Origin of the sequence: Spiribacter sp. 2438, assembly GCF_009676705.1 — a bacterium.
Classification (GTDB): domain Bacteria; phylum Pseudomonadota; class Gammaproteobacteria; order Nitrococcales; family Nitrococcaceae; genus Spiribacter.
On the sequence record NZ_CP046046.1, the window covers coordinates 1,369,227 to 1,392,313 of the forward strand.

At 66.4% G+C, this 23,087-nt stretch carries 15 protein-coding genes; 10 read left to right on the plus strand and 5 right to left on the minus strand.

Annotated elements, in window-relative coordinates; genetic code table 11:
* Nucleotides 1-51: 51 nt before the first annotated feature.
* The 5 genes from lexA (at nt 52) to recQ (ending at nt 7,836) form a co-directional block, all read left to right on the plus strand.
* Nucleotides 52-678, plus strand: coding sequence for a transcriptional repressor LexA (gene lexA, locus GJ672_RS06765; protein WP_154296474.1), 627 nt, complete (start codon nt 52-54; stop codon nt 676-678).
* 23 nt (nt 679-701) lie between these two features.
* On the plus strand, nt 702-1,388 hold the full coding sequence (gene imuA, locus GJ672_RS06770; RefSeq protein WP_154296475.1) for a translesion DNA synthesis-associated protein ImuA: 687 nt from the start codon (nt 702-704) through the stop codon (nt 1,386-1,388).
* Between the two features lie 14 nt (nt 1,389-1,402).
* Nucleotides 1,403-2,839: a DNA polymerase Y family protein gene (locus GJ672_RS06775; RefSeq protein ID WP_154296476.1), complete on the plus strand. Its 1,437-nt coding sequence runs from the start codon at nt 1,403-1,405 to the stop codon at nt 2,837-2,839.
* On the plus strand, nt 2,839-5,931 hold the full coding sequence (locus GJ672_RS06780) for an error-prone DNA polymerase (protein WP_154296477.1): 3,093 nt from the start codon (nt 2,839-2,841) through the stop codon (nt 5,929-5,931). The genes GJ672_RS06775 and GJ672_RS06780 overlap by 1 nt, the downstream gene beginning before the upstream one ends.
* A 90-nt stretch (nt 5,932-6,021) precedes the next feature.
* The gene (gene recQ, locus GJ672_RS06785) at nt 6,022-7,836 is read left to right on the plus strand and encodes a DNA helicase RecQ (protein ID WP_154296478.1); all 1,815 of its coding nucleotides are present in this window, start codon (nt 6,022-6,024) and stop codon (nt 7,834-7,836) included.
* Here recQ and leuA read toward each other — a convergent pair.
* Nucleotides 7,779-9,479 (minus strand): 2-isopropylmalate synthase, encoded by a 1,701-nt coding sequence (gene leuA / locus GJ672_RS06790; protein ID WP_154297079.1) that lies wholly within the window; start codon nt 9,477-9,479, stop codon nt 7,779-7,781. The genes recQ and leuA overlap by 58 nt on opposite strands.
* A gap of 225 nt (nt 9,480-9,704) precedes the next feature.
* Here leuA and GJ672_RS06795 point away from each other — a divergent pair, with 225 nt between their 5' ends.
* From GJ672_RS06795 to GJ672_RS06810, 4 genes are all read left to right on the plus strand, one after another.
* Complete coding sequence (locus GJ672_RS06795) at nt 9,705-11,549, plus strand: ABC transporter ATP-binding protein (protein WP_154296479.1); 1,845 nt, start codon at nt 9,705-9,707, stop codon at nt 11,547-11,549.
* Entirely contained in the window at nt 11,546-13,564 is a 2,019-nt protein-coding gene (locus GJ672_RS06800; RefSeq protein WP_154296480.1) for a GNAT family N-acetyltransferase, read from the plus strand. The genes GJ672_RS06795 and GJ672_RS06800 overlap by 4 nt, the downstream gene beginning before the upstream one ends.
* A complete protein-coding gene (gene uvrA / locus GJ672_RS06805; protein ID WP_154296481.1) occupies nt 13,557-19,064 on the plus strand; it encodes an excinuclease ABC subunit UvrA in 5,508 nt (1,835 codons plus the stop codon). The genes GJ672_RS06800 and uvrA overlap by 8 nt, the downstream gene beginning before the upstream one ends.
* 73 nt (nt 19,065-19,137) lie before the next feature.
* Complete coding sequence (locus GJ672_RS06810) at nt 19,138-19,602, plus strand: heme-binding protein (RefSeq protein ID WP_154296482.1); 465 nt, start codon at nt 19,138-19,140, stop codon at nt 19,600-19,602.
* Here GJ672_RS06810 and GJ672_RS06815 read toward each other — a convergent pair.
* Genes GJ672_RS06815 through rraA form a run of 3 tightly spaced genes read right to left on the minus strand, consistent with a single transcriptional unit; the run spans nt 19,599 to nt 20,959 of the window.
* Nucleotides 19,599-19,994, minus strand: a complete 396-nt coding sequence (locus GJ672_RS06815; protein WP_154296483.1) for an RNA-binding S4 domain-containing protein — start codon at nt 19,992-19,994, stop codon at nt 19,599-19,601. The two genes, GJ672_RS06810 and GJ672_RS06815, sit on opposite strands and share 4 nt — an antisense overlap.
* Entirely contained in the window at nt 19,981-20,439 is a 459-nt protein-coding gene (locus GJ672_RS06820) for a CBS domain-containing protein (RefSeq protein ID WP_154296484.1), read from the minus strand. The genes GJ672_RS06815 and GJ672_RS06820 overlap by 14 nt, the downstream gene beginning before the upstream one ends.
* A gap of 40 nt (nt 20,440-20,479) precedes the next feature.
* Nucleotides 20,480-20,959: a ribonuclease E activity regulator RraA gene (gene rraA, locus GJ672_RS06825; RefSeq protein ID WP_154296485.1), complete on the minus strand. Its 480-nt coding sequence runs from the start codon at nt 20,957-20,959 to the stop codon at nt 20,480-20,482.
* A 141-nt stretch (nt 20,960-21,100) separates the two neighbouring features.
* Between rraA and GJ672_RS06830 the strand changes: the two genes are divergently transcribed.
* Nucleotides 21,101-22,117 (plus strand): phosphoribulokinase, encoded by a 1,017-nt coding sequence (locus GJ672_RS06830; RefSeq protein ID WP_195759474.1) that lies wholly within the window; start codon nt 21,101-21,103, stop codon nt 22,115-22,117.
* Here the strand turns inward: GJ672_RS06830 and GJ672_RS06835 are convergent.
* Nucleotides 22,114-23,085, minus strand: a complete 972-nt coding sequence (locus GJ672_RS06835) for a patatin-like phospholipase family protein (RefSeq protein WP_154296487.1) — start codon at nt 23,083-23,085, stop codon at nt 22,114-22,116. The genes GJ672_RS06830 and GJ672_RS06835 overlap by 4 nt on opposite strands.
* Between the last annotated feature and the right edge of the window lie 2 nt (nt 23,086-23,087).

The following is a 23,087-nucleotide window of genomic DNA, read 5'->3' on the forward strand; positions in this document are numbered from 1 at the left end:
ATACAGTACTGTATATATTGACACTATCATTGATGGCCGCAGGACATTGCCATGCAGACCCTCACCCCCCGGCAGGAACAGATCCTCCAGATGGTGCAACGGTTCCTTGACCGCACCGGCTATCCCCCGACGCGCAGCGAAATCGCGACGGAACTGGGGTTCCGGTCAGCCAATGCGGCCGAACAGCACCTGAGAGCCCTAGCCCGCAAGGGGTACATCACGCTCCAGCCCGGTGCTTCCCGGGGCATCCGACTGTGCGCCACCGGCACCGAGGCCGAAGCCGAGGCGGTTCCCGAGGGCCTGCCCGTGGTTGGCCGCGTGGCCGCCGGCAGCCCTCTGCTGGCCGAATCTCATATCGACCGCTACTGCCAGGTCAGCAGCGGCCTGTTCTCCCCGGGGGCCGACTACCTGCTCAAAGTCCGCGGCATGAGCATGCGTGACGCCGGCATCCTTGATGGCGACCTGCTGGCGGTGCACCGCACCAGCGATGTCCGCGAAGGACAGATTGTAGTGGCCCGCATTGACGACGAAGTGACAGTCAAACGCTTTTACCGATCCGGTCATCGGATCCGACTGCACCCGGAAAACCCGGACTTCGAGCCCATTGAGGTCGACCCCCGCCAGAACGAACTCACGATTGAAGGCGTAGGTGTCGGCGTTATCCGTGCCGGGCTCTGAGCCGCTTCAGACAGGAGAATCCCATGCAACAGGCCCTTGATCATCTGCTTGAGCAGCCCGGCATCTGGCGAGCCAACGACCCCCGGATCCAACCGGATCAGAGCGCCGGGACCCACATCCCCACCGGCTTTCGGAGGCTGGACGCGGTGCTGCCCGGCGGCGGTCTGCCCAGCCGTGCCCTGACCGAAATCCTTCACGGACAGCATGGCATTGGCGAGTTGCAGGTGGTCATGCCGGCGCTGGCGCGTCTGTCCCGGGGCGGGCGCTGGATCGCCCTGATCGCGCCACCGTTCATCCCCTATGCACCGGCCCTTGCCGCCAGTGGCATGGACCTCTCCAGAGTGCTGGTGGTGCATCCCGGCGGTGGCGAGCAAGCCCTGTGGTCGGTTGAGCAGGCCCTGCAGCTGGGCACCTGCGCTGCCGTACTCGCCTGGCCCAGCCAGTGCGATGACCGCAGCCTTCGCCGGCTACAACTGGCCGCGGAGGCCGGTGACAGCCTGGGGCTTCTCTTTCGGGGCTCGGCGGCTGCTTCCCAGCGCTCACCAGCCGCCCTGAGGCTTGCCCTGGAACGCTCCCGGTCCCATCCGCTGGAGGTCAAGGTGCTCAAATGCCGCGGCATCCCTGCCGGCCGCATTCAGCTGAATGCCGAGCCCACCGGGCCAGCCACCGCGTCCCGGCCCGTTGCGCTTGCCCACCCGGCCTCGGGCTAAAACGGTGAGAGCCAATGAACTGGTGTTGTCTGCACTTCATCCGTCTGCCGATGGAGGCCCTCAGCGACGCCGATAATGCCCCGGAGCCCTGGGTCATCACCCAGGGCAGCCGGGTCATGCAATGCAATCGCCAGGCTACGCAGCTCGGCATACGCGCCGGCATGCAAACGGCGGCGGCCCGTGCCATTGCCACAGGTCTTCGGGAACGGGTCCATTGCCCCCGGCGCGAGTCCGTTGCCCTGGAACAGCTCGCCGCCTGGGCCAGCCAGTTCAGCCCACGGATCAGTCTTCAGCCCCCCCGGGCGCTGCTGCTGGAGATCGGCGGCAGCCTCAAATACTTTGGCGGACTCGAATCGATGCGCCAACGCATCCGTCATGGCCTGGATCAAGTGAGCCATCAGGCCTGGATCAGTATCGCCCCCACGCCCACCGCCGCCTGGCTACTGGCTCGGCAGGGTGACTGCACACCCGTGCTTAAACGCCAGGACCTCGCCCACCGGCTGAACGCCGTTCCCGTGACGGCTCTCGAACTGGAGCCCGACCGGATCGAGGCCATCCATGGACTGGGCTGCCACCGGATTGGCGATCTTCATGCCCTGCCGGCGGACAGTCTTGCCCGACGCCTCGGCCGACCGCTGCTGGCCACCCTGCAAAAGGCTTATGGAGAGCGTCCCGACCCCCGGGTGGACTGGCAGGCGCCAACGTCTTTTCAGGCCGGCATCGACATACCGACAGAGACCACCCGGCGCGACCTGCTGCGCCCGGGGATCAACCACCTGCTGGGCGCCCTTTGCGGGCAGCTGCGGCGCATGGAGGCCGGTGTCATGCAGCTGCACTGCGGGCTGCATCACGGGGATGACCCCATCACCTGGCTCACTGTGGGCACCAACCGCCCGGGCCGGGATCCCCGGCGACTGGCCAGCCTGCTGGACCAGAAACTCGAGGCCTCGGCGCTGCCCCGGGGGGTGACCCGCCTGTCAATACAGGTCGATGAAATGCACAGCCTGGCCCCCACCGGCCATGACCTGCTGGGAGACGAAACCGGAGACGGCGAGGCCGAGGCATGGCACACCCTGGTGGAAAACCTGGGCAATCGGCTTGGGCGGGAGCGGATTCAGGCGTTGATGATCCATGACGAACACCGCCCGGAATTCGCCTGGCGGTATGCTCCGCCGGGAGAGGCCGCTGACGCGCCGGTACCCGACACCATGGCCCGCCCTGCATGGCTGCTGGCCAAACCGCAACGGCTCACCAGCCAGGGCGGGCAGCCGCACTACCATGGCCCACTGGTCATTGAGCAGGGGCCCGAGCGCATCGAAACCGGCTGGTGGGATGGCCAGGACATCAGCCGCGACTACTATCAGGCCGTCACGCCGGCGGGCGAACGACTATGGGTGTTCCGCAACCGCCGTGAACCGGGGCACTGGTACCTGCATGGCCTGTTTTCCTGATGTCGCCCACGCAACCGCTGCCCCCCTATGCCGAGCTCCATTGCCTCAGCAATTTCAGTTTCCTGAGAGGGGCGTCCCACCCCGAGGAACTGGTCAACCGGGCGGTGACACTGGGTTACAGAGCCCTGGCCATTACCGACGAGTGCTCACTGGCCGGCGTGGTTCGTGCCCACACGGCCGCCAGGCAAACGCCCCTGAAGCTGATTATCGGCAGCGAATTTCATCTGGATGACGACCTTCATCTGGTGCTGATTGCGCCGGATCGGACGGCCTATGGCCAACTCTCGGCGCTCATCTCCCTGGCGCGCAGCCAGGCCCCCAAGGGCCACTACCAGCTCAACCGCAGTGATCTTGAAGCCGGTCTGCCCGACTGTCTGGCCCTTCTGGTTACGGACATCGACACGGAAGACGAGACCGCTGCATGGGCCACCCGAACCTTTCCGGGCCGCATGTGGCTGACCACCTCACCCCGGCGGGATGGCCGGGATGACCAGCGGATCGAGCACTGCCGCCGGCTCGCTGCCCGTCACGGCGTCAGGGCAGCCGCCAGCGGTGGCGTTTGCATGCATGCCCGGGGGCGGCGGGCGTTACAGGACACCCTGACCGCCGTGCGCCTGCAGAAACCGCTGCCCGCGGTGGGCCGTCAACTGGCGGCCAATGGCGAAGCGCACCTTCAACGTCGCGAGCAGCGGGCCCGCGACTTTCCCCGGAGCATGCTCGCCGAAGCCCTGCGCATTGCCCGGCGCTGTCGCTTTTGCCTGGACGAGCTGCGTTACGAGTATCCGGAGGAACTGGTGCCGGCGGACCACACCCCGACCAGCTGGTTGCGCCAGCTGGTGACGGAGGGCGCCCATGGACACTGGCCCACGGGCATTCCGGCGGCCGTCCGGCGATCCATTGATCACGAATTGGCCCTGATCGAGGAGCTCGGCTACGAGCCCTACTTTCTGACGGTTCACGACGTGGTGGATTTTGCCCGCCGCCGGGGCATCCTCTGCCAGGGTCGTGGCTCGGCCGCCAACTCCAGCGTCTGCTTCTGCCTGGGCATCACCGCCGTGGATCCCACCCGCTCCAGCCTGCTCTTCGAACGATTCATTTCCCGGGAACGCAACGAGCCCCCGGACATTGACGTGGATTTCGAGCACCAGCGGCGCGAGGAGGTGATTCAGTACATCTACCGCAAATACGGCCGCCATCGCGCCGCCATCGCCGCCACCGTCATCTGCTATCGCCCCCGCAGCGCCCTGCGGGATGTTGGCCGCGCCCTCGGTCTGGATAGCGATCAGTTGGAGCGCCTCGCCGGCAGCGTGCAGTGGTGGGACGGCCAGACCATCGACCCCGAACGCCTGCGTGAGGTGGGGTTCGATCCGGACAACCCGGTGATCCATCGGCTACTGACCCTGGTGGGTGCCCTGATCGGTTTCCCAAGGCATCTCTCCCAGCATGTCGGCGGATTTGTCATCAGCCGTGGCCCCCTCAGCGAACTGGTTCCCACCGAAAACGCCGCCATGGCCGGTCGAAGCATCATTCAGTGGGACAAGGACGACCTGGAGGCCCTGGGCCTGCTCAAGGTGGACTGCCTGGCGCTGGGAATGCTGAGCGCCATCCATCGAAGTTTCTCACTGATCGACACCCACCATGACCGGTGTCTGAGCCTGACCCGCATCCCGGCGGAAGACCCTCGGGTTTACGACATGCTCTGCCGGGCGGACACCGTGGGCGTCTTCCAGGTGGAGTCCCGGGCCCAGATGGCGATGCTGCCACGCCTGCGACCTCGGTGTTTTTATGACCTGGTGGTGGAAATCTCCATCGTCAGGCCGGGGCCGATCCAGGGCGACATGGTTCACCCGTACCTGCGACGTCGGTCCGGTGAAGAGCCGGTGGACTACCCCAGTGACGAGGTGCGGGGGGTGCTGGAGCGCACCCTGGGTGTGCCCATTTTTCAGGAACAGGTCATGCAGCTGGCGGTGGTCGCCGCCGGCTTCAGCCCGGGGGAGGCCGATCAGCTGCGGCGGGCCATGGCGGCCTGGAAAAAGCGTGGGGGACTGGGCCATTTCCGGCAACGCCTGCTGGAAGGCATGGCAGAACGTGGGTACGAGCCCGCCTTCGCCGAGCGGGTTTTTGACCAGATCCGCGGCTTTGGCGAGTACGGGTTTCCGGAGTCGCATGCCGCGAGTTTTGCCCATTTGGTGTATGTCTCGGCCTGGCTTAAATGCCATTACCCGGCGGCTTTCACCTGTGCGCTCCTCAACAGCCAGCCCATGGGCTTTTATTCGCCCTCTCAGCTGGTTCAGGATGCCCATGCCCACGGCGTGACCGTCCACGGCGTAGACGTGCGCCACAGTGACTGGGACTGCACTCTGGAAGCCCTGCCGGATGGCGACCATGCCCTGCGCCTGGGGCTGCGCATGATTCGTGGACTGGGCGAATCCGCCGGCCGACAGGTAGTCGCTGCCCGTGAGCGGGACGGCGCCTTCGCGGACACCGCAGACCTGGCCCGCCGGACCGACCTGGACCGGGGCGGGTTGCGAGCGCTGGCCGAGGCCGGGGCACTGGCAGGGCTGAGCGGGCATCGACATCAGGCCTGGTGGGCAGTGCTTGGGCTCGAGTCGCCCACCCCGCTGCTGAGCCACACCGCCGTGCAGGAGCCGACGGTGGAGCTGCCCGCCCCCACCGAGGCGGATGATCTGATCAGCGATTACCGCCGCCTGGGGCTGACCCTGGGACGCCACCCGCTGGCATTGCTCAGGCCACGACTTGAAAAGCTGGGATACCGACCCGCCAGCGAACTCGCCCGCCATGGCCACCGTCGCATTGCCCGCGCCGCCGGGCTGGTGACCAATCGGCAACGCCCCGGTGCCGCCGGTGGTGTGGTTTTCCTGACCCTGGAAGACGAAACCGGCAGCGTCAATGTGGTGGTCTGGAAAGACCTGGCCAAGCGGCAGCGCCATCTGGTGATCGGTGCCCGCCTGCTCGGGGTGATCGGCATCTGGGAGCGGCGGGGCAATGTCCATCACCTGATCGCGGGACGATTCGAGGATCAGAGCCATCTGCTGGGTGAGTTGCCGACCCGTTCCCGGGACTTCCACTGATTCGCGCACCCAGTCGCGGACAAGCACCCCCCTTATCGCCTATCATGCAGCCCGCCGTTCACCCCAACTGGAGAACCCGGACTGCGCAACATGTCTGCCCGGACCCAGGCCGTCCTCGAACAGGTCTTCGGTTATCGCCGCTTCCGCGACCGCCAGGGCGAGATCATCGACTGGATCGCCGAGGGCGGCGACGCGCTGGTGCTCATGCCCACCGGCGGTGGCAAATCGCTCTGCTATCAGATTCCGGCGCTGGTGCGCCCGGGTACTGCCGTGGTGATCTCGCCGCTGATTGCCCTCATGGAGGATCAGGTGAGTGCGCTGCGCCAGCAGGGGGTCGAGGCCGCCGCTCTGCACTCGGGGCTGGACCCCGACCAGCGGCGGGCGGTGGACCAGGCCCTCCGCGCCGGCAGCCTGGACCTGCTGTATGTCGCGCCGGAGCGGCTGCTCAACAGCGACCTGCTGGAGCGCCTGTCCCGTCACCCCATCGCCCTTTTTGCCATTGACGAAGCGCACTGCGTTTCCCAGTGGGGCCACGACTTTCGTCCCGAGTATCTGCAACTGCACGTCCTCGGCGAGCGATTTCCGAATGTGCCAAAGGTGGCGCTCACCGCCACCGCCGACGCCCGCACTCGCACCGAAATCGCTGGTCGGCTGCTCCCGGACACTGCAAAAACCTTCATCTCCAGCTTCGACCGCCCCAACCTGCGCTATTACGTCGGCCTCAAGCAGCGCCCCCGGGAGCAGTTGCTGCGCTTTATCCAGGCGCGGCATGCCCAGGCTTCGGGCATCGTCTACTGCATGTCCCGGCGGGCCACCGAGCAGATCGCCGACTGGCTCAACACCCGGGGCGTTCCCGCCCTGGCCTATCACGCGGGTCTGGAGGCGAGCGTCCGCCAGCACCATCAGGAGCGCTTCCTGCGGGAGGACGGGCTGGTGATGGTGGCGACCATCGCCTTCGGCATGGGCATTGACAAGCCGGATGTCCGCTTCGTCGCCCACCTGGATCTGCCCAAGAGCCTGGAGTCGTATTACCAGGAGACCGGCCGTGCCGGCCGGGACGGACTGCCCGCGGACGCCTGGATGGTTTATGGGCTGCAGGATATCTACCGGGTTCGTCAGATGAGCGCCGCCGCCAATACCACCGATGAGCGCAAGCGGGACGAGCACCGCCGGCTGGAGGCGCTGTTGGGTTTTTGCGAGGCCAGCGGGTGTCGCCGTCCGCCCCTGCTGGCTCATTTTGATGAAGACCACGCCGGCGGCTGCGGCAACTGCGACAATTGCCTGGAACCGCCCTCCACCCGGGACGCCACCGACGCGGCCCGCCGGGTGTTGTCCTGCGTCTATCGCACCGGCCAGCGCTTCGGCGCCGGCCATGTTGTCGATGTCTTGCTGGGTCATGGCACCGAGCGGGTGCGCCAACTGGGCCATGATCGCCTGAGCACCTGGAGCATCGGCACCGATCTGAACCGCTCCCACTGGCAGTCCATCATTCGCCAGCTTCTTGCCCATGGCATGTTGGCGCCCGACCCGGACGGCCATGGTGGGCTGCGCCTGACCGAAAGCTGTCGCCCCCTGCTGCGGGGAGAGGCCACCATCCAGCTCAGGGAAGATCGGGTCCGGCCGGCTTTAAGCCCCCGCCGAACCATCACCGGTGGATCACCCTGGCAGGGTGATCCCGACAGCTGGGCGGCTTTAAGGGCGGAGCGTCGGCGCCTGGCGGAGGAAGCCGGCGTGCCGCCCTATGTCATATTTCACGATGCGACGCTGGCTGCCATGCTCGAGGCCCGCCCGGCCACCCTGGCCGAGATGGCCAGCGTGCCGGGGGTGGGTGCCACCAAGCTGGAGCGCTATGGCGAAGCCTTCCTGGCCGCACTGGCCGCATTGCCCAGCACCGCCGGCGACTGAGACGCCAATCGGTTGATGCCGCTCAGCACGGCGCGAATGGAGGCAGTGACGATATTGGCGTCCATCCCGACGCCGAACACTTCGGTGTCGGCATCCGCCGCCGTCAACTCCATGAAACAGATGGCACCGGCGTCGGAACCGTGACTGAGGGAATGCTCTTCATAGTGCTGCACGCGCACGGGACTGTTCAGGGCGTTCAACAGCGCATCGATGGGCCCATTGCCGAAGCCGGTGAGTAGCTGTTGCTCGCCCTCGCTGCCCAGCCGAAGCTTGAGGCCCTGGCGCTCGCCGGCATCAAACAGCGAGTGCCCCTGATAATCCAGAGGCGTCTTCAGACTCAGATACTCCCGCTGGAAAATCCCCCAGAGCTGGTCCGCGCTGACCTCGCCGCCAGCCTGGTCGGTATGGGACTGAACCACCTGGGAGAATTCCACCTGCAGGCGGCGAGGCAGGGTGACCCCGTAATCCCGCTCCATAAGGTAGGCAATCCCGCCTTTACCGGACTGACTGTTGACCCGAATCACTGACTCGTAACTGCGACCGATGTCCCGCGGGTCGATGGTCAGATAAGGCACCTGCCAGACGGCGTCCTCGGACTGGGCGGCGAAGCCTTTGCGGATCGCGTCCTGATGGGAGCCGGAAAACGCGGTAAAGACCAGGTCGCCGACATAGGGGTGTCGCGGGTGGACGGCCATGCCGGTGCAGTGCTCAACCGTTCGCAGCACTTCGTTAATTCGGGACAGATCCAGCCCGGGGTGAACCCCCTGGGTGTAGAGATTGAGGGCCAGCGTCACCAGATCGACATTGCCGGTGCGCTCGCCATTGCCGAACAGGCAGCCCTCCACCCGATCGGCCCCCGCCATGAGCGCCAGCTCCGCTGCGGCAATGCCCGTGCCCCGATCGTTATGGGGGTGAACGCTCAGAACGATGCCGTCCCGGCGCTGAAGATGGCGGTGCATCCATTCAATCTGATCGGCGTAGACGTTGGGCGTGGACATTTCCACGGTGGCCGGCAGGTTAATGATCACCGGCGCCTGCGGCGACGCGTCCCAGGCCTCGGTCACGGCATCCACCACCTCCCGGGCGAAATCCGGCTCCGTGGCGCTGAAAGTCTCCGGGCTGTACTGGAAACGCCAGGCGGTCTCGGGCCGGGCAGCGGCCAGCTCACGAATCTGCTCCGCCGCCGATACCGCCATCTGCCGAACGCCGCTGGCCTCCTGACGGAACACCGTCTCCCGGAATACCGGCGAGGTCGCGTTGTAGACATGGACAATGACCCGGGGAGCGCCGGCCACCGCCTCGAACGTCCGCTGGATGAGTTCCGGGCGCGCCTGGGTCAGCACCTCGATCCAGACCCCTGGCGGAATGGCGTCATCCTCAATGAGGTGGCGGACGAAGTCGAAATCCGCCTGGGACGCCGAGGGAAAGCCCACCTCGATCTCCTCGAACCCCACTTCCACCAGGCAGTCGTACAGTGCCCGTTTGCGTGGCACGTCCATGGGCTCGAACAGGGCCTGGTTGCCATCCCGCAGATCGGTGCTCATCCAGACCGGCGGGTGGGTTAGCGTCCGGTCCGGCCACTGCCGATCGGTCAGACGCACCGGCCGGTAGGGTTGATATTTGGCGGAAGGATCGTTGCGCATGGCGGCCTCTCGTTCATTAGCCATGGAAGTCTCGCCGCTTTCGGCGGCGGGGTGATGATTCAGCGACTGGATGTGGAGAGTGATTTAACTGCGCGCAAGGCGCAGCAGCAGCCGGAGAGGCAGGCTGCCGAGGAGGGACCGGGAATCGTTGATATTTACCCTGATCATGGGGTTAGTAAACCGATATCGCCCCCCGCAAGTCAAGCCATCCGGTAAACTGCGGGAATGACCGCGCCGGCCGCCCCCAACACGCACTCCTCAACGCCACCACCGGGACCCTGGCAACAGTACCTCGGCGTGTTTCGCTACAGCCGGCGCGCCATCGAGCTGGTGTGGCAGACCAGCCGGCTGCTGACGGTGGTGCTGGCGCTCGCCACCCTGGTGGCGGGCCTGCTGCCGGCCGCCGCTGCCTGGGTGGGCAAACTGATTGTCGACGGCGTGGTGGCCGCCATCGAGGCGGGCGATGGCGTGCCCCCCGAACTGATCGGCCTGGTGGTGCTGGAAGGCTTCATCATGGCGGGAATCGCCGGCGGTCAGCGGGCCATTCAAACCACGCAGTCACTGCTGCGGGCCCGGCTGGGTCAGCGGGTCAACATGATGATTCTGGAGAAGGCCCAGGATCTGCAGCTCGCGGACTTCGAGGACTCCGAGTTCTACGACAAGCTCACGCGAGCCCGTCGTGAAGCGTCCAGCCGCCCGCTCAGTCTGGTCAACCGAACCTTCGGACTCATTCAGAACGGCATCTCCCTGGCGAGTTTCGCCGGCCTGCTGCTGGGGTTTTCGCCCTGGGCGGTGGCCATTCTGATTCTCGCCGGCCTGCCGCAGTTTTTCTCCGAAGCCAAGTTCTCCGGGGATGCGTTCCGGCTGTTTCGCTGGCGCAGTCCCGACACCCGGCGACAGATGTATCTGGAAACGGTTCTGGCCCGGGAGGACAGTGCCAAGGAGGTCAAGCTCTTCCAGCTCGGGCCACTGTTGATGCAGCGCTACCGCGACATCTTTCGGCGGCTCTACCGGGAGGACCGTCGACTGACCCTGCGCCGGGATATCTGGGGCTTTGCACTGGGGTTGATTGCCACCCTCGCCTTCTACGCCACCTATGCATGGATTGTGATGACCACCGTGGCCGGCGCCATTACCCTCGGGCAGATGACCATGTATCTCACGGTTTTCCGCCAGGGGCAGAGCGCCGTGAGTGCCAGCCTGACCGCCATCAGCGGCATGTACGAAGACAATCTCTATCTCTCCAATTTGTACGAATACCTGGAGCAGCCGGTGTCCGTGGGCACCGGCACCCGCACCGAGGGCGATCACCCGGGAGACGGGCTGCGCTTCGAAGCGGTCGACTTCCGCTACCCCGGCAATGACGCCGACGCGCTGAAGGCCATCAACCTGCACCTGCAGCCAGGGCAGAGCCTTGCCCTGGTTGGGGCCAACGGTTCCGGCAAAACCACGTTAATCAAGCTCCTGGCCGGGCTCTACGCCCCGAGCCGAGGACGCATCCTGCTGGACGGCACCGATTTACAGGACTGGGACAGCGATGCACTGCGGCGTCGCATTGGCATCATTTTCCAGGACTTCATGCGCTATCAGCTGCCGGTGGGCGAAAACATCGGCGCCGGGGACGTGCGCCACTTTGAAGACGAAGACCGCTGGAAGGACGCGGCCCGGAAAGGCCTGGCGGATGCTTTCATTGATGACATCCCGGGGGGTTATCACGCCCAGCTGGGGCGCTGGTTCAAGGACGGCCGGGAGCTCTCCGGCGGACAATGGCAGAAGATCGCCGTGGCCCGCGCCTTCATGCGGGACGAAGCCGATCTGCTGGTGCTGGATGAACCCACGGCGGCCATGGACGCCGAAGCCGAGGCGGAAATCTTCGGGCATTTTCAGTCCCTGACCCGGGATCGCATGGCCATTCTGATTTCCCATCGCTTCTCCACGGTGCGCATGGCCGATGAAATCGTGGTGCTGGATGGGGGACAGATTCAGGAGCGCGGCACTCATGAGGCGCTGCTGGCCCGGAATGGCCGTTATGCCCGACTTTTCCGGATGCAGGCGGCGGGGTATCAGTGAGCGGGCTGCCACCGCGCCGCATCCTCTGGATTTACGGCGAGGCCACCCGCACCCGCCGATGGGCGACCACCCTGCTGGCGACGGTGCCCCCCAAAACGGTGGCCTGGGTGGGAACCCACCCGCCCGAAACCGCCTACCGGTTGGTGCCCGTGGGCGGCGCGCGACAACTGCTCGGCCGCACCCTGGGCGCCGGTGTGCTGGACGCCCATGCGGGATTCGATCCGGACGACTTCGGAGCCCTGTCGGGAACCATTGCCGGGGGCGGCGCGTTGCTGCTTCTGAGCCCGCCGCCGCGTCGGTGGATCGGGCAGCCCGACCCCGCGCTCCAGCCGCTGGTCAGTCACGGGCTGTCGCTGCGCGACTTTCGAGGGCATTTCATTGATCGCCTGATCCGGCATCTGGAGGCCTTTGCTCCAGTGGAAGCACTGGACGCCGATTCCCCGTCGCCGGAGGGTCCTGACCCAGTGTCTGATCGGCCGGGGCGCATCCGAGCGACAGAAGCCACCGCCACCACGGATCAGCGGCGGATCGTTGACGCCATCGCGCGCCTCGCGCGGGGGGAGGACCCGGCGCGGCTGTTCATCACCGCAGACCGTGGCCGTGGCAAATCGGCCGCTCTGGGCATGGCCGTGGCTGCTCTGGCCGATCAGAGAGTGCGACTGACGGCCCCCTCGCGGGCCGCCGCATCCACCGTCCTGGCCCATGCCGGGCCCACACCGCCCGAATTCATCGCGCCGGAGTCGGTGACACCGGAAGACACCCTGCTGCTCATCGACGAGGCCGCGGCATTGCCCCTGCCCCTGGTGGCGCGGCTCGCGGAGGAGAACCCGCGATGTGTACTCACCGGTACCGTCCACGGCTACGAGGGCAGCGGTCGAGGCTTGATATTGCAACTCGCCGGCACACTCGCCGAGGCCGCCGATGGCCTGCATCGCCACATCCTGAAGGAGCCGGTTCGCTGGTCCGCCGATGATCCGCTGGAAGCCCTGACCCATCGGCTGCTGCTGTTGGCCGCGGAACCCGCTACGGGAATCGGTAGAGATCCGCAGTCCTGGACGATCCAGTGCGAAGACCCGGCGACGCTGATCACCGGCGAAGCGGACCTGGAAGCCATTTTCGGGCTACTGGTGGCGGGGCACTATCAGACCCGACCCCGGGACCTCCGGCAGTTGCTGGATGACCCCGAGATGCAGCTCTGGACCCTCCGGGAGGGTGGCATGGTGGTGGGCGTGCTAGCCGCCCGCCGGGAGGGGGGCATGGACCCGGCCATGGTCGACGCCATCCACCGGGGTAAGCGGCGACCGGCCGGGCATCTGATCGCCCAGTCCCTGACCTTTCACGCCGGCATCGCCAACGCCGCGGGCTATCAGGGCCTGCGGATCCAGCGCATCGCCGTCCACCCGCAGCGACGCCGCCGGGGCCTCGGTCGTCACCTGGTCGCCGCCGCCCGCGAGGCCGCCCGCGAACAGGCGCTGGACTGGCTGGGGGCCAGCTTTGCCGGCACCGGGCCGTTGCTGGACTTCTGGCACGCCTGCGGGATGGACGTGGTACGGGTGGGCAACCGGCGCGACCCGCGCAGCGGCGAACACGCCGTCATCGTCCTGACCGGCCTCAGTGAAGGCGGTCGGATGCTGCTGACTCGGGCCCGAGCCCGACTGGCGGTGCATCTCCCGGACCAGTGCCGCCATGCCCTGCAGGAAATGCCCCGGGCCCGGCAGAGGCGGCTGAGCCGTGGCCTCCCGTCGGCGGATACCGCAACGGTGGACTCGGTGGACCTGCAGGTCTTCGCCCATGGGCAGCGCTCCCTGCTTGATACCCACGGCGCGCTGGAACGGTGGGGCCGGCAAATAGTCGGTAAACTGTCGCCCGCCGAGCAGTCCCTGCTCGCCGCCGCCATCCGCGACCCGCTGAATACCACCGCCATGGCCCGGTCCATCGGTGCTTCCGGCCGACGGGAGGCCCTGACCACCCTGCGGCAACTGGTCCGAGACAAACTGGAGAGCGACCATGAATGACGAGTCGATCCGCATCCGCGGCGCTCGCCAGAACAATTTGCGCAACCTGGACCTGGACCTGCCCACCGGCGAGCTGATCGTCATTACCGGGGTGTCGGGCTCCGGCAAATCGTCCCTGGCCTTCGACACGCTGTATGCCGAGGGACAGCGGCGCTATGTCGAGACTTTTTCACCCTATGCCCGGCAGTTTCTGGACCGCATGGATCGCCCGGCCACCGACCGGGTGGAGGGCATTCCACCGGCCATTGCCATCGACCAGACCAACCCGGTCCGCACCTCCCGCTCCACGGTGGGCACCATGACCGAGCTCAACGACCACCTGAAGCTGTTGTTTGCCCGGGCGGCGACGCTGTTCTGTGGCGGCTGTGGCCGCGAAGTGGCCCGGGATACTGCGGATGGCGTCTATCACCGGCTCATGACCCGCTGCCCGGAGTCCCGGGTGCTAATCGGCTTCGATGTGGATATCCCGGAAAACTACGACGAGGCGGAAATCCGCAGTCTGCTGGATCGTCAGGGATACACCCGGGTGGAGTCGCTGGACCCCCATCGTCTGCGGGTGATCCAGGACCGGCTGCGGGTGACCCCGGATCGCCGCGACCGGATCGTTGAAGCCCTGGAGGCCAGCTTTGAGCGCGGCCGGGGCGGGCTGGTGGTGGTGGAGCTGAACGACCAGCGCGAGCCAGTGGCCACCCATCGCTTCTCCACCGACCTGCACTGCGCCGACTGCGATCGCCATTATCGTGAGCCGACGCCGAGCCTGTTCTCGTTCAACTCACCCATGGGCGCCTGTGAAACCTGCCGCGGTTTCGGCCGTGTCATGGGCATTGATTATGGCCTGGTGATTCCGGACCCGAAGCGCAGCCTGGCGGAGGGCGCCATCCGCCCGTGGCAGTCCGGCAAGTCCGCCGAGTGTCAGCAGGACCTGCTGCGGCACGCGCGACGCGCCGGGGTCGCCGTGGACATTCCCTGGCAGGACCTGCCGGAAGCCGATCGTCAGTGGGTGCTGGAGGGCGAGGGCCGGGGTCGTCAGCGGTGGTATGGCGTGCAGGGATTCTTCGACTGGCTCGAGTCCAAGAGCTACAAGATGCATGTCCGGGTGCTGCTGTCCAAATACCGCAGTTACGACCTTTGCCCGGACTGCGAAGGCGCCCGCCTCAAACCCGAGGCATTGCAGTGGCGTCTCGGCGGGCATGCCGAATCCGCCAGGGCGCGGCCGCCGGCGGACCGCCATCGGCCGCGGGGGGTCACCATGCCGGCGGAGGCCTTCCACGGGCTGCCCGGGCTGTGTCTGCATGACCTCATGACCCTCCCCCTGCATACCCTCCATCAATTCTTCGAGGAGCTGGCGCTGCCATCGCCGCTGGACGAAGCCGTCCCGGTGCTGCTCCAATCGATTCAGGCCCGGCTGGGTTTTCTGGATTCCGTCGGCGTGAGTTACCTCACCCTGGATCGTCAGTCACGGACGCTCTCCGGGGGTGAAGTTCAGCGCATCAACCTCACCACCGCCCTGGGCACATCGCTGGTGAACACCCTGTTCGTGCTGGACGAGCCCAGTATCGGTCTGCATCCGCGGGACATCGGCCGGATCACGGGGGTCATGCAACGATTGCGCGACGCCGGCAACACGCTGGTGGTGGTGGAACACGACCCGGACATCATGCGAGCGGCGAACCGGATCCTCGACATCGGTCCGGGACCCGGTCGCGATGGCGGGGCGGTGATCTTTAACGGCGGACCCGCCGAACTGTTGGCGGATGCCAATTCCCTGACCGGCGCCTACCTGCGGGGCGAGAGGCGGGTCGCGGCCCTGGACCGGGAGGAACGGCCGGCGCCTTCAGAATGGCTGGTCATTCGCGGGGCCCGGGAGCACAACCTGAAAAATATCGACGTGCGGTTGCCGCTGCACCGACTGGTCTGCCTGAGCGGCGTCTCCGGCTCGGGTAAATCCACGTTGCTGGAAACCGTGCTCTACCGCGCCCTGCGCAAGCGCCATGGCGAGGCGGTGGATCCGCCCGGCGATCATGATGGCGTCGACGGCGCTGACACCATCGACGAAGTGGTGCTGGTGGACCAGGCGGCCATCGGCCGAACCACCCGTTCCAACCCCGCCAGCTACGTCGGGGCTTTTGACGCCATCCGCAAGGCCTTTGCCCGGGAGCCGCTGGCCCGCGAACGGGGCTACACCGCCGGGACGTTCAGCTTCAATGCCGGGGCCGGACGCTGTCCTGCCTGCGGCGGCAACGGCTTTGAACACGTCGAAATGCAGTTTCTCTCGGATGTCTACCTGCGCTGCCCCAGCTGCGATGGCAAGCGGTACCGCGACAGCGTCCTCGAGGTCCGCCTGCCCCCGGCGTCCGGTGCCAGCCGTCCTCCGGCCTCCATCGCCGACTGCCTGGCCATGACCGTGGACGAGGCCCGCGAATTCATGGCCGATCAACCGGAAGTCCTGCGGGGACTGGAGCCACTGGCGGCGGTGGGCCTGGGCTACCTGCAGTTGGGCCAGCCGGTGCCCACCCTCTCCGGCGGCGAGGCCCAGCGCCTGAAGCTCGCCGGGCACCTGGCCAAGGCAAGCCGGCGTCGCGGTGGACACAAGCTGTTTCTTTTCGACGAGCCCACCACCGGTCTTCACTTCGCCGACATCAGCGTCCTGCTGACCGCCTTCGAGCGTCTGCTAGCGGCGGGGCATTCGGTGCTGCTCATTGAGCACAATCTGGATGTGATGCTGGCATCGGACTGGCTGGTGGACCTGGGCCCGGAAGGCGGCGACGGTGGCGGCCACCGGGTGGCCGAGGGGCCACCCGGGACGCTGATGGAAGTCAGTGGCAGCCATACCGGGGCCGCCCTGAAGCGCTATCGCGCCGAACTGGACGGGCAAGCATCACCCGGGGTGGCCGAACCGGCCCCTCCGGACGCGGCGGTGCGCCGGCCTGACGGCATCGAAATCCATCATGCCCGGGAGCACAACCTGAGGGACATCAACCTGTGCATACCCCGTCAGGGCATGACGGTGATTACCGGGCTGTCCGGCTCCGGCAAGAGCACGGTGGCCTTCGATATTCTGTTCAACGAGGGCCAGCGCCGCTATTTGGAGTCCCTGAACGCCTACGCCCGGCAATTCGTGCAGCCGGCGGCACGCCCCGACATCGATGCCGTGTTCGGCATACCGCCGACGGTGGCCATCGAGCAGCGCACCAGCCGGGGCGGCCGCAAGAGCACGGTGGCCACCCTCACCGAACTGCATCACTTTCTGCGCCTGCTGTTCGTGAAGCTGGGCACCCAGGTTTGCCCGGACTGTCAGGTGCCCATCAGCCATCAGGATCAGGACGCGATTGCTGCGCATCTGCTGGAGAACCGCCGGGGCCAACCCATCGAGCTGTTGGCGCCACTGGTGGTGGCCCGCAAGGGGTACTACACCGACCTCGCCCAGTGGGCCGCCGGCAAGGGCTTCTCTCACCTTCGAGTGGATGGCGAAGACCAGCCCACGGACAACTGGCCGAGGCTGGATCGATACCAGGAACATGATATCGACCTGCCCGTGGCCACCCTGACCCCGGACCCGTCGGCGGAGTCGACGCTCACCGAGGCGCTGGCGCAGGCGTTGGCCTACGGACGCGGCCAGATCCGTGTGCAGACCGGCGACGGCGAGACCGCCCTGTTTTCCACCGAGCGGTCCTGCCCCAGCTGCCGCCGCAGCTTCGCGGAACTCGATCCCCGGCTTTTTTCCTACAACACCCGGCATGGCTGGTGTCCGTCATGCTTTGGCACGGGCACCCGCCTGCCGGGCTTTGATGCCGAGCAGACCGGCGAGGAAAACCAGTGGCGGGCCGATGACAGCGACGAGCCGCAGACCTGCTCTGCCTGCAATGGCCATCGCCTGCGACCGGAGGCATTGGCCGTACGCTTTGACGGGCGGGGGATCGCGGATTTTGGCGCCCTGTCCATCGACGAGGCCCGGGCCTTTTTCGAAGCACCCGGGCTGGAAGGCCGGAATGCCGAGATCGCCCGAGATATCCTGGCAGAGCTGCGCAGTCGGCTGCAGTTTCTGTCCGCGGTGGGGCTCGGCTATCTGACCCTGGACCGCGCCGCCCCGACCCTGTCCGGCGGCGAAGCCCAGCGTATCCGGCTGGCAGCCCAACTGGGCTCCAATCTTCAGGGGGTCTGCTACATCCTTGATGAACCCACCATCGGCCTGCACGCCCGGGACAACCGGCTGTTGCTGGAGACACTCCGGGCACTGGAGCGCAAGGGCAATACCCTGGTGGTGGTGGAGCACGATGAAGAAACCATCCGCCAGGCGGATCACGTCATCGACCTGGGGCCCGGCGCCGGTGTCCGCGGCGGACGGGTGGTGGCCGAGGGGCCGCTGCCAAGGCTGCTGGAAGATCCGGACTCCGTGACCGGTCGGGCCCTGTCCAATCCACTCAAGCACCCGATGCGGGCCGCCCGGCGGGACCCTCATCAGGGTCCGGCGCTGCTGATCAAGGGCGCTCATGCCAACAACCTCCGGCAGGTTGAGGCGCATATTCCGCTGGGATGCCTGACCGTGGTCAGCGGGGTGTCGGGGTCCGGCAAGAGCACCCTGATCCGGGATGTCCTGCACACCAACCTGCGGCGCTGGCTAAGTCGTGACGGCGAGCGGCAGCGGGCGGACGGCTGCCGGGGGATCAAGGGATGGGAGTCACTGCAGCGGGTCCTGGAGGTGGACCAGACCCCCATCGGCAAAACGCCCCGCTCCTGCCCCGCCACCTATGTCGGCATTTATGACGACATTCGGCGACTGTTCGCGCAGACCGAAGAAGCCCGCATCCGCGGCTATGGCCCGGGGCGGTTTTCTTTCAACACCCGGGAGGGCCGTTGCCCGGAGTGCGACGGCCAGGGCATGCGGCGCATCGAGATGAACTTCCTGCCGGATGTCACCGTGCCCTGCGAGTCCTGTCACGGACAGCGCTTCACGCCGGAAACCCTGGCGGTGCGCTGGCGCGGCCGCTCCATTGGCGAGGTTCTGCAAATGGACATCGAATCCGCCGTGGACTTCTTTGCTGCCCATTCGAAAATCCATCACGCTCTCGAGCTGCTACGGGACACCGGACTGGGCTATCTGACACTGGGACAGCCCAGTCCGACCCTCTCCGGCGGTGAGGCCCAGCGGATCAAGCTGGTCACCGAGCTCACCAAGGCCAGGCCGTCAGTGGGACGCGTCCCTCAGGGCCAGACCCTGTACATTCTGGACGAACCCACGGTCGGGCTGCACATGGCGGATGTGGAGCGATTGATCGGCGTGCTCCACCGACTGGTGGACATGGGGCACAGCGTCGTGGTTATCGAACACGATCTGGATATTCTTGCCGAGGCCGACTGGCTCATCGACCTGGGGCCCGAGGGCGGACAGGCCGGGGGCGCCATCGTCGCCCAGGGCACCCCGGAACAGGTGGCCCGCAACCGGGACTCCCGCACCGGCGAAATACTCGCTGAATTTCTGAGTGCGCGACAATGCCTTTGAGCGGCGCGCCCGAGTGTGATTAGCTCTGCCGCCGATTCGATCAACCCAGCCAATCATCAATGGAGACTCCACCATGCCGAAAAGCGACGTGTTCCCCCTCAGTTGCCCTCTTCCCCTGGACAGCGCCCGGGCCATCATCCAGGCCGCCCGCGAAAAAGGCCGGGAACAGGGCTTCATGCCCCTGACGGTGGTGGTGCTGGACGCCGGTGGGCACCGCATTGCCATGGAGCGGGAGGATGGTTGCGGCATCGTCCGCGAGGAAGTGGCCACCGGCAAAGCCTGGGGTGCCCTTGGCATCGGCATTGGCAGCCGCACCATTGCCGGGCGCAATCAGGGCCGTGAGGCATTTCTGGCCGGCGTGGCCGTGGCCTCGGACGGGCGCTTCGTCCCGGTGCCCGGCGGAGTGCTGGTCATCGAAAACGGCCAGGCCATTGGTGCCGTCGGGATCAGCGGTGATACCTCGGATGCCGACGAGATGTGCGCGGTGGCCGGCATCGAAGCCGCCGGTTATCAGGCGGGAATCGATACCCCGGACTAGTCCCGGCTGCCCCGCTTGAAAGCGGCCAGTTGCCGCCGGTCGCGTCGCTCCGGGCGATGCTCCGGTCGCGGCTGGGCCGCGGCGGCAAGGCGGGCCGCCTCGCGCTGGCCGGCCCGCCGCTGCTGACTGTCTTCGGTCTCCCGATAGAGTTGCTCGGCCTCACGGGCCGGTCCCCGCTGATCCGACACCTGCAGCACTTCGACTTCGAAAGTCTGGGCGGCCTTTCGAACGATCACCTGCTGCCCCGGTTTGACGGCCCGGGCGGGCTTGGCCCTCACGCCTTCTACCTGCACATGGCCACCCCGGATGGCATCGATGGCCAGGCGGCGGGTTTTGAAGAACCGGGCCGCCCATAGCCAGCGGTCGAGACGGACTGAATCAGCTTCCCACATGACTCCCGTAACTGCCGTGCATGTAACTGGTCAATTCGGCGAGCTCCACGTCCCGGCTCTCCACCACCGCGGCGGTGAGGTCCCGCACGGAGATCACGCCATGAACCCGCCCCTGATCCATGATCGGCAGGTGCCGCACATTGCGCTCCGACACCAGCGCCATGGCCTCGTCCACGGTGCTGTCCGGCGCCACCCAAAACAACTCCCGGGTCATCACGGACTCCAGACGGGTGTCATCAGGATCTAGTCGGGATTCGAGTACGCGGCGGAGCACATCCCGTTCGGTAAAAATACCCAGCAACTCCTCGTCGGTGTTCATGACGAGAACCGCGCCGATGTTGCGCCGGTTCATCAGTCCAACGGCTTCGCCAACGGTGTTATCCGGACCGAGGGCATGCAGCCCGCCGACCCGCTCGTTAATCAGACTCTTGATACTTCGCCGCATGGCGGTCTCCTCCAGATCATTTTTTTGACTTATCGGTGGCTCATGCGAGGGGTTCGCTGGCCACCACAATGCCGTCGCGATCGGCGCACAGCCATTCGCCCGGCGTCAGGGTAACGCCGGCCATGGTCACGGGAACACCGACTTCGCCGCCATCCGCTTTCTGACTCCGGCTCGGATGGGTATTGAGCGCTTTAATGCCGATATCCAGGTCCGCCAGGTCGCCGGCGTCGCGAACGCAGCCATAGACCACCAGCCCGCTCCAGCCGTTGTCACGGGCCTTGGCCGCCAGCATGTCGCCCACCAGGGCGCATCGCAGAGAGCCAGCGCCATCCACCACCAGGACGCGCCCCTCTCCCGGGGTTTCCAGCATTTCCCGGACCCGGCTGTTGTCTTCGAATGTACGCACCGTCTCTACGCTGCCGGAAAAACCGTAGCGACCGCCGTAGTTTTCGAAGATTGGCGCCATGATACGGAGCGCCTCGGGATGTTCATCGCACAGGTCGGTGGTTTTGATTGCCATTGATTACTCCAGAAAGCCCACGGATCAAGTTATCGGCAGGCGCCGTCGCAGGCAACCATGTCGTCATGCGGGTTTGACACCTACCCGGAAGGGGGGAGAATGCGAGGGCTATGCCATGACACCAGGCCCACAAGGACATTCATGTCAGCTTCCCCCGCCAGCAGTGCGCAACCCCTGCCCGGTGCCGGTCACCTTCGGCAACGGCTCATGGATCGCGTGCGCCCGATCGTTATCGGTGTTGCCGGGGACAGCGGCAGCGGCAAGACCACTTACACCGGCGGCATTGAATGGCTGCTGGGTGAATCCCTGGTCAGCCAGATCAGTCTGGATGGCTATCACCGGGAGGATCGCGCGACCCGGCGGCGCACTGGCAGTTCACCGCTTGACCCGGATCAGAATCGTCTGGATGAGGCCGCCAGCCATCTCCGGCAACTGATCAACGGAGATCCGGCCCTGGTGCCGGTCTACGACCATGCCACCGGGTGTTTTGCCGAACCGCGGTGGCACCAGCCAACCCCGGTGATTCTGGTGGAAGGGCTGCACACCCTGTATCCGCTGATGCGGGATTTACTGGACTTCGCCATCTACGTGGACACCGACGCCACCATTCGGCGTGACTGGAAAACCACCCGGGACACCCGGGGGCGCGGCTATCGAAGCGAGGACGTCGAAGCGGAGATCCAGCGGCGGGCCACTCAGTACGATGAATGGATCGCCGGGCAGCAGGACACCGCGGATGTGATTCTGAGAATTCATCCGAGCCGGCTGGAGTCGCTGGCTCTGGGTGAAATGAATCCGGATGAGGGCGGTAGCTGTCATCACCTCGAGGTCATCGTTCACCCCCAGGCGGACAATCAGCCGGCCCTGTATTTTCCGGTGGATTTGAACAACATGAATCGCGAATCCGCCGTGCCGTTCATGCTGGCCACCGTCCCCAGCCGGTTTCGGGGCCGGGCGGTCAATGTGCTGCATGTCGACGGCCAGATGCCATCGGCGGCGCTGGCCACCCTGGAGCAGGAAATCTGCGCCTTTGCCGGCGTGGAAGCGCCCAGCGGTGACGCCTGCGCGTCAGCCGATCCTCAACCCACCATCCGTTTCGCCCAAATGCTGGTGGCCTGGCCCATTCTCGCTCAGGTGGCGGCGCTGGAATCCGCCTAGGCTTTCGGCGAAGCCACGTCTTCGAGAAAACTCTCCAGGGCGGGGCCGAGGCGCTTCACCGCCCGCCGGCCCTCATCAATGGCCTCCTCACCCCGATGAAGCTCCATCAGCCCGATGTGCGCCAGACGCGGCGCAATCATGAGATCCGGCGGGTCCCCCGCCATGCGACTGCGGGTAATGCGGTCCTGCATGACATTCACCGACGTGGCGATGACATCGAAAACCCCCGGCACGGTTTCCGCGGACCCCCGACGGAACTGGGCCTGCAACAGATCACTGCCGTTTCGGACGCCATGGGTCAGCCAGCTCAGCCAGCCGGCTGAAGTGACCGGAGCATCCTCTGCGGGCTCCTGAACCGACTCGGTGTGGTCCGCCGTCGGCACCGGCGGATGGATTCGTCGACCCACCAGTCCACCGCTCAGATTGACCGCGATCACCCGATCCGCGCCCATGGCGTGACATAGGGAAATTGGCACCGGATTCACCAGTCCACCGTCCACCAGCCACTCCCCGTGGACCTGGATGGGCGTAAAGACCCCGGGCAGCGCCATGGAAGCGCGCACTGCCGTGGCGACGTCCCCCTGCTGCAGCCATCGCTCCTGACCGCTGTACAGGTCGGTGGCCACCACCCCCAACGGCGTGGCCAGGGCCTCGAAGCGCAGGTCGCCAAAGGTATTGTGGAAATGCGTGAGCAGCCGACGGCCCTGGATGAAGCCGCCGTCTCCGAGGGCGAAATCCATGTAGCCGACCACGTCCCGTCGGGTCAGCTCCACCACCCAGCGCTCGAAGGCATCCAGTCGATCACTGCAGAGCATGGCCCCGGCGATGGCCCCCACCGAGGTCCCGGCCACGACATCGGGCTGAATGCCGGCCTCACGCAGCGCTCGAATAACGCCGATATGGGCCCAGCCTCGGGCCGCGCCACCCCCCAGGGCCAGGCCGATGCGCGGTCCGTTGGCGCCGGGCATGG

What these genes read in the sequence shown, in the direction of transcription:
- imuA (WP_154296475.1), top strand. Translation starts at nt 702, where the DNA reads ATGCAACAGGCCCTTGATCATCTGCTTGAGCAGCCCGGCATCTGGCGA.
- GJ672_RS06775 (WP_154296476.1), top strand. Translation starts at nt 1,403, where the DNA reads ATGAACTGGTGTTGTCTGCACTTCATCCGTCTGCCGATGGAGGCCCTC.
- GJ672_RS06815 (WP_154296483.1), bottom strand. Translation starts at nt 19,994, where the DNA reads ATGTGGGAAGCTGATTCAGTCCGTCTCGACCGCTGGCTATGGGCGGCC.
- GJ672_RS06810 (WP_154296482.1), top strand. Translation starts at nt 19,138, where the DNA reads ATGCCGAAAAGCGACGTGTTCCCCCTCAGTTGCCCTCTTCCCCTGGAC.
- uvrA (WP_154296481.1), top strand. Translation starts at nt 13,557, where the DNA reads ATGAATGACGAGTCGATCCGCATCCGCGGCGCTCGCCAGAACAATTTG.
- leuA (WP_154297079.1), bottom strand. Translation starts at nt 9,479, where the DNA reads ATGCGCAACGATCCTTCCGCCAAATATCAACCCTACCGGCCGGTGCGT.
- GJ672_RS06830 (WP_195759474.1), top strand. Translation starts at nt 21,101, where the DNA reads ATGTCAGCTTCCCCCGCCAGCAGTGCGCAACCCCTGCCCGGTGCCGGT.
- GJ672_RS06820 (WP_154296484.1), bottom strand. Translation starts at nt 20,439, where the DNA reads ATGCGGCGAAGTATCAAGAGTCTGATTAACGAGCGGGTCGGCGGGCTG.
- GJ672_RS06835 (WP_154296487.1), bottom strand. Translation starts at nt 23,085, where the DNA reads ATGCCCGGCGCCAACGGACCGCGCATCGGCCTGGCCCTGGGGGGTGGC.
- lexA (WP_154296474.1), top strand. Translation starts at nt 52, where the DNA reads ATGCAGACCCTCACCCCCCGGCAGGAACAGATCCTCCAGATGGTGCAA.
- GJ672_RS06795 (WP_154296479.1), top strand. Translation starts at nt 9,705, where the DNA reads ATGACCGCGCCGGCCGCCCCCAACACGCACTCCTCAACGCCACCACCG.
- recQ (WP_154296478.1), top strand. Translation starts at nt 6,022, where the DNA reads ATGTCTGCCCGGACCCAGGCCGTCCTCGAACAGGTCTTCGGTTATCGC.
- rraA (WP_154296485.1), bottom strand. Translation starts at nt 20,959, where the DNA reads ATGGCAATCAAAACCACCGACCTGTGCGATGAACATCCCGAGGCGCTC.
- GJ672_RS06780 (WP_154296477.1), top strand. Translation starts at nt 2,839, where the DNA reads ATGTCGCCCACGCAACCGCTGCCCCCCTATGCCGAGCTCCATTGCCTC.